Genomic DNA, 12,001 nt, shown 5'->3' on the forward strand with positions numbered 1-12,001 from the left:
GATTCCTTTATCTATAGGCGTTTGTTATCGTTCGCCAGTAGATAAAATGAGTAAAAGAAGGCGTGAAATGACAAGTCGTTGGGGCAAATACCTACTAAGTGGAATAATGATTGCTGTTCTGGCGGGGTGCCAATCGCGGCCAACCGATCGTGGGCAGCAATATAAGGATGGGCGTCTGGAGCAATCACTGGAACTGGTGAATGAACCAAATGCAACAGGTAAGCCAGTTAACGCAAAAGATTATTCTGATCAGGTGAAAGTGATTAACCAATCTTCACCGGGTCTCTATAACCGCAATAGTAATACATTCAATGCGGTCGAAAACTGGATGTTGGCAGGGGCCGATACCAGCAAGCTAAGTTTATTTGGTTTGAATGCCTATCAGATGGAGGGGGTCGATAATTTCGGTAACGTACAGTTTACTGGCTACTACACTCCGGTGCTTCAGGCCCGTTATACGCCACAAGGTGAATTCCGCCACCCACTTTATCGGATGCCTGCTAAAGGAAAGCGCCGTTTACCCGATCGCGCTGCTATCTATGCAGGTGCATTGGATAACCGCAGTTTAGTTATCGCATACACCAATTCGCTGGTGGATAACTTTATGATGGAAGTACAGGGCAGCGGCTATGTTGATTATGGCGATGGGCGACCACTGACCTTCTTCGGTTATGCAGGTAAAAATGGCCATGCTTACCGTAGTATTGGCAAAGTGCTGATTGATCGTGGCGAAGTCGCTAAAGCAGATATGTCGATGCAAGCCATCCGCCACTGGGCTGAAACCCATAGTGAAGCTGAGGTCAGAGAGCTTTTAGAGCAGAATCCGTCCTTTGTGTTCTTTAAACCAGAAATGTACGCGCCGGTGAAAGGGGCCAGTGCGGTTCCATTGATTGCCAAAGCGTCAGTTGCATCTGATCGTTCCTTGATTCCGCCAGGCACCACATTACTAGCTGAAGTGCCTTTGCTGGATAATCAGGGCAAATTCACGGGTCAATATCAGATGCGCCTGATGGTGGCATTGGATGTTGGTGGTGCGATTAAAGGTCAGCACTTTGATATCTATCAGGGGATTGGCCATGAAGCTGGGCAGGCTGCTGGGTACTACAATCATTATGGTCGGGTTTGGGTACTGAAAAATGCCCAAAGCAGCGGACCGCTATTTACCGCTTATCAAGGTGGCAAAACAGTCGCGCCAGCGGGTAATGGTTCATCATTACTGGTAAATAATCAGGGTCAGTAAGCTTCCTTATTACCTGCAATTGCCGGTATACGGTCGGTTTCACTCTTTATCAGGCGGCCAATTGGCCGCTTTTGTCTTCATATCATCGATATTATTAACGTCATTTCGAAGCAATTAAGGTAACACATTGATGAACACAGCCTTTTCCGAAGCTTACCAACAGCGGTTTGGTGGCATAGCGCGTCTATATGGGCAGCAGGCGCTGGAACTGTTTTCGCAGGCGCATATCTGTGTCATTGGTATTGGCGGTGTCGGCTCATGGGCAGCGGAAGCGCTGGCGCGCACTGGTATCGGCGCGATTACGTTGATTGATATGGATGATGTTTGCGTAACCAATACTAATCGTCAGATCCATGCCTTACGGCACAATGTCGGCCAAGCTAAAACCGAAGTGATGGCGGAACGTATTCTGGCTATCAATCCTGAATGCCGCGTGACGTGTATTGATGATTTTATTACTGCGGATAATGTCGCGGAGCTTTTAAATAACAATTTTAGCTATGTCATTGATGCAATTGATAGTGTACGGCCTAAGGCGGCACTACTCTCTTATTGTCGCCGCTATAAAATCCCAGTAGTCACCACCGGTGGTGCAGGTGGGCAGTTCGATCCAACACGTATTGAGGTAGTAGATCTGGCAAAAACTATTCAGGATCCGCTGGCGGCTAAGCTACGTGAAAGGTTGAAAAGTGACTTTAATGTGGTGAAAAACAGCAAAGGTAAACTGGGGATCGACTGTGTTTTTTCCAGCGAACCACTGGTTTATCCCCAGGCTGATGGATCAGTTTGTGCTTCGCGCAGTACAGCGGAAGGACCTAAAAAAATGGACTGTACTTCAGGTTTTGGCTCGGTAACCATGGTTACTGCGACCTTTGGTTTTGTTGCTGTGTCCCATGCATTGAAAAAAATGATGGCGAAAGCAGCCCGTCAGGTGAAATAACCCCTACTCTATATATTGGGCGGCGATAGCCTTTACACCTTGTGCCAGCGCCAGTAAACCGCTGGCGCGCGAGGTGCTTAGCTGCTGGCGTAGCCCTAACTGCTCAAACAGCGCCAATGGGTCTTCTGCTAATACCTGCTGTGGGGTTTTCCCCTCCACCGCAGTTAAAATAACCGCCAGTAATCCACGAACAATGCGGCCTTCGCTATCACCATAAAAATGTAAGCTACCATCCGGCAGGCGTTGATGCCCCAGCCACACTCGATTTTCACATCCAGTTAGCTCCAGTTCATTCTGTTTTAGTGGCTCCGGCAATGACGGAAGCTGTTTTGCCAGCAAAATCAACTGACGATAACGATCTTCCCACTGTTTATGAACGCTGAATGTCTCCAGCAGTTTAGCAGCAGTAATATCGTGACCAAAAGGGTGTGGGGCAATCATCATCTTCTCAATTAGACCGGTGGTTATTGGGCGAAATTATTATCTGTTAGTTCTTAATCTTGCAATAGTTCCAGAGCCTTAGCTATCGCGTTACACAATATATCAACATCGTTCGCGGTATTGTACGGTGCGAATGAGGCACGCAGGCTGCCACTCACCCCTAATGCTGCCATGAGTGGTTGTGCGCAATGTTGCCCGGCGCGCAGTGCGATGCCCTGTTCGGCCAATAACGTTACTAAATCGCTATGGTGCACACCATCGAAAGTAAACGCCAATAAACTGGATTGCTGGCAACGGAAGCTGCGAAAACCCGGTAATTTAGCCAGTTTATTCTCTGCCAATGTGGCTAAATCTTGGCTATAGGTTTCTGCTTCTGTCAGATCAATATGTTCGAGCCAACTAAGAACGGCAGAGAAACCAATGACGCCAGCAATATTTGGCGTACCAGCCTCAAAACGGTATGGCACCTCATGGGACGTAAATCCACCGAAGGAAGCATGAGTGAGCATTTTACCGCCACCGTGCCAGGCTGGCATCTCGTCGAGTAATTCAGACTTGCCGTACAGCACGCCTATGCCGGTCGGCCCATAAAGCTTGTGGGCTGAGAAAGCGTAAAAATCAATATCTAGCACTTGAACGTCTGCCGGGTTATGCACAACACCTTGCGCCCCATCTACCATCACTACACAGTTATATTGATGGGCAAGTTCGATTGCCTGAGCTAACTCGGGGCTACCACCCGTGACGTTAGACATTTGGCCCAGCGCCAATATGCGTGTTTTATCATTAAGCAATTGCGGTAATTGCTGTAAATCGGGGAGATGATCAAGGCCGATGGGTAATTTAACCATTCTGGCCCCTGTCTGCTCTGCAACCATAAGCCAGGGGATTAAGTTGGCATGATGTTCAGCTTCACTGACAATAATTTCATCACCCGTTTGCAGACGAGGGCGGGCATAGCTTTGTGCTACTAAATTAATGGCTTCGGTAGTGCCTTTGGTCCAAATGATATTTTCTGCTGCGGGTGCATTGATAAAGTCAGCCACTTGTTGGCGGGTTTCCTCAAAACGAACCGTCAATGACAATGCTGATTGATGTTGGCTGCGATGTACTGTTGCGGAGTCCTGCTGATAAAACTGTTGTGTCGCCTCAATCATGGCGCGGGGTTTCAGCGCAGTTGCCGCACTGTCCAGATAGGTTATCTCATCACTAATAGCCGGGAATTCCTGACGAAAATCCGTGGGATTAAAAGCTTTCATACTGTTGTTCTCATCCTTTGGGTTACTTCGGAACTGTCTCATTTTGACTCATTTTGTTCATAATTTGCCCGCTAATGGCTCGGTTCACTGGAAATATGTCATAAGTGAGTTATGCTAAATAGTAACGGACATAACCATTTGTCTGGTAATGAAAATGAGTTTTTTAGCATTTTAATCTGCAAGGAGTCACCCATGAAAAAGACAGCTGCCGTAATTTCTGCACTTATGCTCACTTTTACCTTAGCAGCCTGTTCAAGCAACTATGTTATGCATACCAATGATGGTCGCACTATCGTTGCTGATGGTAAACCTAAAGTAGATGATGAAACTGGGATGATAAGCTACACCGATGCCAACGGCACCGAGCAGCAAATTAACCGTTCAGAAGTAAAAGAAATGGCTGAGGGTAAGTAGTTTAACGCGAAGTCACCGTTCAAAAGATGCCTAATACGGCAATCAAACCCTCTGCAACAACTTAAATTTAAGCTCTGACTATGTGCAATGCAAAGTCGCGTTTAAATTTAAGCGCTGAAAATAGGGTAAAAAAAAGCACCGCTAAAATAGCGGTGCTGCATAAAATCACTATGGACAGACAGGGTAAATGTACAGGAAGTGAAAAAAAACAGTAGCTTAGCTACTATGTCTGGACTACCAGACCATTTGCAAACACAACATCACAACCACAAAGCCAAAAGCATTTCAGTACCTGGATACTAAACCTACTTTTCGTTCCGGCTTGGGAAGTGCCGCCACTATAGGTATTTGCTGGCGCATCATCAACGGACAATTTATAATGTCTCGGATTATAAAAACTAATAAGTAAACAAAGGGTTTCATCTAAGGATGAGCCGTTATAAAAAAGTATCCAATTCATGTCAAAACGATTACCACCCCTGAACGCCTTGCGGGTTTTCGATGCGGCCGCACGCCACTTGAGTTTTACTAAAGCTGCTGATGAATTATTTGTCACGCAAGCGGCTGTTAGTCACCAGATAAAGTCCCTGGAGGATTTTCTCGGGCTAAAACTGTTCCGCCGTCGTAACCGCTCGCTGTTACTGACTGAGGAGGGGCAAAGCTACTACCTCGATATTAAAGAGATTTTTACCTCCATCAATGAAGCAACTCGTAAATTGCAGGCGCGTAGCGCGAAAGGCGCGCTCACTGTAAGCCTCCCTCCTAGCTTTGCTATTCAATGGCTGGTCCCTCGTCTATCTGGATTTAATGCGGCTTATCCGGGGATCGATGTCAGGATTCAGGCGGTAGATCGGGAGGAGGACAAACTTGCTGATGACGTTGATGTGGCTATTTTCTATGGCCGGGGTAATTGGACTGGTTTGCGTACTGAGCGTTTGTATGCAGAATTCTTACTTCCTGTTTGTGCGCCTACTTTATTAACGGGTGAGCATGGATTAAAAGTACCGGCAGATCTGGCTAATCATACGTTGTTGCATGATACTTCCCGCCGGGATTGGATGGCCTATACCCGTCAACTGGGTGTTCCTCAAATTAATGTGCAACAAGGTCCGATATTCAGCCATAGTGCGATGGTGGTTCAGGCTGCCGTTCACGGCCAAGGTATTGCGTTAGTGAATAACGTCATGGCTCAGGCAGAGATTGAAGCAGGGCGCTTGGTGTGCCCGTTTAATGATGTTTTGGTGAGTAAAAATGCTTTTTATCTGGTTTGTCATGACAGTCAGGCAGAACTAGGTAAAATAGCCGCCTTTCGTCAGTGGATATTGGCAAGAGCTGCCAGCGAGCAAGAAAAGTTACGCTTTCGCTATGAGAACTGATTAATCACCCTATTCTGCGTAGTAATGACAACCCATTCACGATGGTAACCCGCTACGATAAAATGGGCTATTGTCGGGCGATATAACGATATACCCACGTCATTGGAATCGCAGCTAGCACTTCTGCAATGTCGAGTACGAAGGGTATAACTCTATCTAATTTAAGGTTAATGACGATGAATGGTCGTTTAATGCTGATATTTGCCGCACTGAGCGGTTTTTTCTATGTCGCTTTTGGTGCCTTTGGTGCTCATGTATTGAGCGCCTCACTGGGGCCGAATGAGATGGCCTGGGTTCGTACTGGGCTGGAGTACCAAGGGTTCCATACGCTGGCGATTCTGGCGTTAGCTGTTGCGATGCAACGGCAAGTAAGTATTTGGTTTTACTGGAGTGGTGCCTTGTTAGCGCTCGGAACGCTACTCTTTAGCGGCAGTTTATATTGCCTGGCTCTATCGCACCTGAAACTGTGGGTATATATCACGCCAATCGGCGGCGTATGTTTTCTGGCGGGATGGATTTTGATGTTGATTGGCGCGCTGCGTCTAAGAAAAAGGGCAGAACGCCATGAATAATAAAATTGCTTTATATTGCCGCTCTGGCTTTGAGAAAGAGTGTGCGGCAGAAATTACCGCGAAAGCGGCACAGCTTGAAATCTTTGGTTTCGCTCGAGTAAAAGAAAACAGCGGTTATGTGCTGTTTGAGTGCTATCAGTTGGAAGATGCCGATCGCTTGATTCGTGAAGTGCCTTTTCGTGAGTTGATTTTTGCCCGCCAGATGATGGTGGTGGGTGAGTTATTAAAAGATTTGCCGCCGGAAGACCGTGTTTCACCGATTGTGGGGATGTTAGTCGGTGTTATTGAAAAAGCCGGTGAGTTACGTGTTGAAGTTCCTGATACCAATGAAAGCAAAGAGTTGCTTAAGTTTTGCCGTAAGTTAACGGTACCTTTACGCAGCGCAATGCGGGAACAAAAAATTCTTTCTGCCCGTGAAAATCCTCATCGGCCAGTGGTACACGTGTTCTTTATCGCGTCTGGCTGCTGTTATGTTGGCTACTCTTACAGCAATAATAACTCGCCGTTCTATATGGGTATCCCCCGTCTTAAGTTCCCATCTGACGCACCAAGCCGTTCAACCTTAAAACTGGAAGAAGCTTTTCATGTGTTTATCCCTGCGGATGAATGGGAGGAGCGTTTGGCCAGTGGTATGCATGCAGTTGATCTAGGTGCTTGCCCCGGTGGTTGGACCTACCAATTAGTGCAGCGCAGCATGATGGTTCAGGCTATTGATAATGGTGCGATGGCACAAAGCCTGATGGATACCGGACAGGTAACCCATCATCGCGTCGATGGTTTTAAATATGAGCCAACGCGTAGCAATATCTATTGGTTAGTATGCGATATGGTAGAAAAGCCGGCTAAAGTGACGCAACTTATCATCAAGTGGTTGGTAAACGGTTGGTGTCGTGAGGCAATTTTCAACTTGAAATTACCGATGAAAAAACGTTTTGAAATCGTTTTGGAAAATATGGAAATGATGGATGAACAGTTGAAAGAAAACGGTATCAATGCCCATATTCAAGCTAAACAGCTCTATCATGACCGTGAAGAAGTGACGGTGCATGTGCGTCGTATTTGGTCCGGTGTTCCGGGGCGTCGGGATGAGCGTCAATAGTCATATATATTTGGTACTTGCAGCCGCAGTGGTTTAGCGGTGGCTCCAATTACTGGAATATGAGTATCGTGTTATCCGCAAGGGGCCATTTGGCCCCTTAATTTTAAGGTAACCTAAGTTGTTGCAAATTACCGCTTAATGTCAAATCGGTTTTCAGTGTAGCGATTTGCTTACAGATAAATGCCATATCTTGGTGTTGCTGCAATTTCTTCCGCCATTTCTCCGGCACTGATTCCAGATCTTGATAAAGCACTTCAAGGTTGCTGGCATGCTGCAATAGCAGTGCGGCAGTTTTGGCACCTATCCCCGCGACGCCTGGAATTTTGCTGCTGCTGATGCCCGCAAGCCCCCAATAGTCAGGCAGTTGGTGTGGCAATACACCAAACTCTTGTTTTACAAATGGCATATCCAGCCAGCGTTTTTGGAAGTAATCGCGAATCTGTACATTTGGCGCTAACAGTTGGCAGTAACCTTTGTCGGTGGAAACGATCGTCACTTGATGGCCGGCTCCACCAATTTTGGTCGCCAAAGTTGCCGCCAGATCATCGGCTTCATTGCCAGGAGAATGCCAGCAAGCGACCCCGAGTGAACTAAACGCCTCACGGATCTGCGGCATTTCTTGTTGCAGGTTGTCCGGCATCGGTGAGCGGCCAGCTTTGTAATCAGGCAAGCATTGATGACGCCAACTATCGGAACGATCATCCTCATCAAACACGGCGACAGCGTGGGTGGGTAAACTATGTGAAATAAGCTGTTGCAACGCATGCTGGCAGGCATTAATGCAAGGTGAACCTTGTACTGCATGGATGCGACGAATCAGATTAAGTGCATCAACGATAAGAAGATGGATTTGCATAGCCTGTCTTATATAGTCATTAAGCCAGATTAATGTCGGGCAGCCACACGACTAAGTGCTGGCGCTGCCCGGTGAGGTATTACTATTTAAGGCTTAGCTGCAAATTTCGTAGCAAGGGGTATAAGCAGTGCCAGGCAGTTTCATTCGATGCTGTGCAATAAATCCTTGCAGTAAGCTATCCATTTGTTTCATCAATTGTGGATCGCCATGCAATTTATAAGGCCCATAGGCTTCGATGGCATGAATTCCCACTTCTTTTACGTTACCCGCAACGATGCCTGAGAATGCACGGCGTAGTGCCGCAGCCAGTTCTTCAGGGGGCTGGTTATGAGACAGATTGAGATTCGCCATATTTTCATGACTCGGTTCAAACGGATGCTGTAAATCTGGCTTGATACGGATAGACCAGTTGAAGCTATAAGCATCCCCCGTATTACGGCGGTTTTCTTTCACCAGTGGCATCGCTTTCTTCATTTGACGGGCGACTTCAGCCGGGTCATCGATAATTATCTTGTAGTATTTGCGCGCGCCATCACCCAGAGTGTTCATGATGAACTCATCCACCACTCGGAAATAATCCGCGCTCTCTTTTGGCCCGGTTAAGATAAGTGGCAGTACCTGCTCACTGTTCTCTGGATCCATTAATATGCCTAGCAGATAGAGCAACTCTTCCGCTGTCCCTACGCCACCTGGGAAAATAATGATGCCATGCGCGATGCGGACGAACGTTTCAAGCCGTTTCTCAATATCCGGCATGATAATCAATTCATTGACCAGCGGATTAGGTGGCTCTGCTGCAATGATGGAAGGCTCAGTCATACCAATAAAACGGCCATTTCTGTAACGTTGTTGGGCATGGCCAACGGCGGCACCCTTCATCGGTGCTTCCATCGCTCCTGGCCCACAGCCAGTGCAAATATTTAACTCTCGTAAACCCAGTTGGCTCCCCACTTTACGGGCATACAAGTATTCAGTTTCATTGATTGAATGGCCGCCCCAGCACACAATCATATTGGGGTCTTCATCAAGATGGAGGGCTCGGGCATTACGTAAAATAGAAAAGACCAGATTGGTCAAATGGCTGGAGCTTTCCATATCGAGATGTTGAAAACGCCCAGCGCTAACAATTTGACCATTCACAAACAAAATATCGCGTAACACCGCAAACAGATTTGCCTGTAATGAACGAATAATTTTGCCATCAACAAAAGCATGTTCTGGTGGATTTACCAGTTCGAGTTTTACACCTCGTTCACGGCGCAATACATTGATATCAAAAGTTTCATAACGCGATAAAAGCTCTTTGCTGTTATCGGTTAGGCTGCCTGAATTGAGAACTGCCAAGGAGCAGTTACGGAATAAACGGTACAGATCACTGCTGGCTGTACGTTTGAGCATATCCACTTCGAGCTGTGATAACAGATCCATTGAGCCGAGTGGGCTGACATGTGTAATCAAAGTTACTCCTTTACACCCCGGAGGGTGGTAGTGTCCGTGTATACCCTTCGTACTTAATGTTGCTGGGTGTTGGCTGCCTACCAGCAACACCAATTACTTTGGGTATATCAGAATGCTGCTTTCTATTTTGCCGTGGAATATCATAGAGATCTTTAAGTATCTATCCCTGATTTCTCTACTGAAAAATAGCGTGAAGATACGGTAATTAACCTTAACGTTGTCCCTCGGTTTTTGCCAATACTAACGTGCGTTGTGCTTAAATGTTGCGTACATGTACGCATATATTTATTGCCGGGCCATACGGCCAGTTGATGGAACAAAATCAGTATTGGAGCGCCAAGGGTTGATATCCAGTCCGCCACGGCGGGTATAACGAGCATAGACCGACAGTGTTTCAGGCTGACAAAAACGCATTATGTCGTTGAAAATACGCTCTACACACTGTTCGTGAAATTCATTATGGTGCCGGAAAGAGACCAGATAGCGTAGCAGTGCCTCTCGGTTAATCTGTGGGCCACTGTAGCTGATTTGTACTGATCCCCAATCTGGCTGGTGGGTAATCAGGCAGTTGGATTTGAGCAGATGGCTAACCAGGCTCTCTTCTACTCTGTTGGCCGTGGTAGCCCCTTGCAGATAATCGGCGCTAAATTCATAGCTATTGATACGAATATCCTGTTGGTCGAGACATTCGCCCGAGAAATCGGCAATGGGTTGATGTGTTATTTCATTGAGTTGATATAGCGTGACACTGACATCACCTTGAGCGCAGGCCGCCAAATCGCGTTGCAATGTGGCGCGAACACTTTCCCAATCAGCAAACACGGTTTGGTTAAAACTGTTGAGATAGAGTTTAAAGCTTTTGGATTCAATCAGATTAGTACTATCCGCATTCAGGCTGATTTCACCCACGGCAACTTGTGGCAGGCCATTACTGTTTAGCCAAGACAATTCATAGAGCGTCCAGATATCTGCACCATGAAAGGGCAGGTTATCTGGATATAAACCGAGAGGTTCACGGTTCATGCTGCGTGGCACAGCTTGCAACAAGGTGACGTCATAGTGATCGCGATAAGCGGTTGGTTTGCCCAGCGTCAGTTCCGCCAGAGCCTTATGGTCTTGATATGAAGACATGCTGTTCCCATGATGAGAGAAAGGTACAATAGCTTTAGTTTATCAATTTATGCCGCGTTTAACTGCATTTCTGAGTGGGGGTAACACTCAGAAATGCAGCGCAAGCCGCCGCGATACTGAGAATCGAGAATGGACCAGAATGTTTCAACGGCACTGAATAGCTTTACCCAACGTTATATCAATCTATGGCAGCAGCAGACCGGGCATCTGCCCGCCAGTGAAGAACTTTATGGTGTTCCTTCACCTTGCATCGTGGAAACTCAGGACAGCCAGGTATTTTGGTTGCCACAGCCAGCGGTTGCCGATGCCACATTGGCTAATATTGAACGGGCGTTGGAGATTCAGCTTCACCCGGATATTCATGCGTTTTACACCTGCCAATATGCTGGCGACATGATGGCTGATTTAGGTGATCACCGTTTTACGCTGCTACAAGTGTGGAGCGAAGATGATTTTATCCGTTTACAGGAGAATCTAATTGGTCATCTGGTCACGCAAAAAAGGCTGAAACTCTCGCCAACGCTGTTTTTAGCAACCACCGAGTCAGAGATGACAATGGCTTCATTGTGCAATGTCACAGGTAATGTGGTGTTAGAGCAATTTGGTAGTAGTAAGCGCACCCTGCTGGCATCGACTCTCATACATTTTCTTGATGCATTGCGTCCAGTATTACCTGAATAAGCGAGTGGTTATTGTTTATTCTGGTCAAGTCGGTGTGCGAGATCTCTCACACCGGCTGTGAGACATCACTTCTATTCTTTAACTGTAAAGTTTTTGTGTCAAATTTATCTTCAATAAAATCATTTTGTTATAAACGTTTATTTTTTTATATGTAAAAGTATCAGCATCATTATTCTTACAGTGCCTTGCCACCCTTTGTCGATTAAGCGATCCTTCTAATCGCCGGATAGAATCTGGCGGAGAAGGACGGTATCTGGATGCTACCACTTCAGGATGAAGAACACTGGGACTGCTTAGGACGAGTGAAGGGATGTTTCAGGATGGAACAAAGGACACCTCCAGGATGGAGATTGAGAGCCGGTTCAGGATGAATGGTGGGTTAGGATAACCTCAGGATTAGCATCGGGATGGTGTAGGACACTGCGACGGATTGCTGGTTAGGATAACCACACGGAAAAGTTTTCATGGATTGAGCAGGGAGCATCACTTTTAGCGGGATAGCTATGAAACGAATTGAGGGGTACTGGTAAAACA

The 12,001-nt window shown here is 46.7% G+C and carries 12 protein-coding genes; 7 read left to right on the forward strand and 5 right to left on the reverse strand.

All coding sequences use genetic code 11. The annotated features are described in order from the left end of the window. Nucleotides 1-67 precede the first annotated feature (67 nt). Together mltA and tcdA are read left to right on the forward strand one after the other, a co-directional pair. Nucleotides 68-1,240 (forward strand): murein transglycosylase A, encoded by a 1,173-nt coding sequence (gene mltA, locus V1955_RS04175; RefSeq protein WP_083162888.1) that lies wholly within the window; start codon nucleotides 68-70, stop codon nucleotides 1,238-1,240. A 130-nt stretch (nucleotides 1,241-1,370) separates the two neighbouring features. Continuing rightward, nucleotides 1,371-2,180 (forward strand): tRNA cyclic N6-threonylcarbamoyladenosine(37) synthase TcdA, encoded by an 810-nt coding sequence (gene tcdA, locus V1955_RS04180; protein ID WP_442820574.1) that lies wholly within the window; start codon nucleotides 1,371-1,373, stop codon nucleotides 2,178-2,180. 3 nt (nucleotides 2,181-2,183) lie between these two features. Here the strand turns inward: tcdA and csdE are convergent, their stop codons facing one another. Continuing rightward, nucleotides 2,184-2,624, reverse strand: a complete 441-nt coding sequence (gene csdE, locus V1955_RS04185; protein WP_083162892.1) for a cysteine desulfurase sulfur acceptor subunit CsdE — start codon at nucleotides 2,622-2,624, stop codon at nucleotides 2,184-2,186. A gap of 50 nt (nucleotides 2,625-2,674) precedes the next feature. Further along, nucleotides 2,675-3,880 carry a cysteine desulfurase CsdA gene (gene csdA, locus V1955_RS04190; RefSeq protein WP_193784868.1) on the reverse strand — a complete coding sequence of 402 codons (1,206 nt, stop codon included), beginning with the start codon at nucleotides 3,878-3,880 and terminating at the stop codon, nucleotides 2,675-2,677. Between the two features lie 192 nt (nucleotides 3,881-4,072). Here csdA and V1955_RS04195 point away from each other — a divergent pair, with 192 nt between their 5' ends. From V1955_RS04195 to rlmM, 4 genes are all read left to right on the forward strand, one after another. Continuing rightward, complete coding sequence (locus tag V1955_RS04195; RefSeq protein WP_005166349.1) at nucleotides 4,073-4,294, forward strand: YgdI/YgdR family lipoprotein; 222 nt, start codon at nucleotides 4,073-4,075, stop codon at nucleotides 4,292-4,294. A gap of 458 nt (nucleotides 4,295-4,752) precedes the next feature. After that, nucleotides 4,753-5,670: a transcriptional regulator GcvA gene (locus tag V1955_RS04200; protein ID WP_083162896.1), complete on the forward strand. Its 918-nt coding sequence runs from the start codon at nucleotides 4,753-4,755 to the stop codon at nucleotides 5,668-5,670. A 176-nt stretch (nucleotides 5,671-5,846) separates the two neighbouring features. After that, nucleotides 5,847-6,242 carry a DUF423 domain-containing protein gene (locus V1955_RS04205; RefSeq protein WP_083162898.1) on the forward strand — a complete coding sequence of 132 codons (396 nt, stop codon included), beginning with the start codon at nucleotides 5,847-5,849 and terminating at the stop codon, nucleotides 6,240-6,242. After that, entirely contained in the window at nucleotides 6,235-7,341 is a 1,107-nt protein-coding gene (rlmM, locus tag V1955_RS04210; protein ID WP_083162900.1) for a 23S rRNA (cytidine(2498)-2'-O)-methyltransferase RlmM, read from the forward strand. The genes V1955_RS04205 and rlmM overlap by 8 nt, the downstream gene beginning before the upstream one ends. 103 nt (nucleotides 7,342-7,444) lie before the next feature. Here rlmM and xni read toward each other — a convergent pair whose 3' ends face one another. The 3 genes from xni to queF all read right to left on the reverse strand — a co-directional run bounded on the left by xni (nucleotide 7,445) and on the right by queF (nucleotide 10,786). After that, on the reverse strand, nucleotides 7,445-8,197 hold the full coding sequence (gene xni / locus V1955_RS04215) for a flap endonuclease Xni (RefSeq protein ID WP_083162902.1): 753 nt from the start codon (nucleotides 8,195-8,197) through the stop codon (nucleotides 7,445-7,447). Nucleotides 8,198-8,290: 93 nt separating this feature from the next. Then, a complete protein-coding gene (gene ppnN, locus V1955_RS04220) occupies nucleotides 8,291-9,655 on the reverse strand; it encodes a nucleotide 5'-monophosphate nucleosidase PpnN (RefSeq protein WP_442820575.1) in 1,365 nt (454 codons plus the stop codon). 285 nt (nucleotides 9,656-9,940) lie between these two features. Further along, nucleotides 9,941-10,786 (reverse strand): NADPH-dependent 7-cyano-7-deazaguanine reductase QueF, encoded by an 846-nt coding sequence (queF, locus tag V1955_RS04225; protein ID WP_083162906.1) that lies wholly within the window; start codon nucleotides 10,784-10,786, stop codon nucleotides 9,941-9,943. Nucleotides 10,787-10,915: 129 nt separating this feature from the next. On the opposite strand from queF, the gene syd reads away from it, so the two are divergent. Continuing rightward, entirely contained in the window at nucleotides 10,916-11,467 is a 552-nt protein-coding gene (syd, locus tag V1955_RS04230) for a SecY-interacting protein (protein WP_083162908.1), read from the forward strand. Nucleotides 11,468-12,001 lie beyond the last annotated feature (534 nt).

Source organism: Yersinia sp. 2545 StPb PI, assembly GCF_052217125.1.
Classification (GTDB): Bacteria; Pseudomonadota; Gammaproteobacteria; order Enterobacterales; family Enterobacteriaceae; genus Yersinia; species Yersinia enterocolitica_E.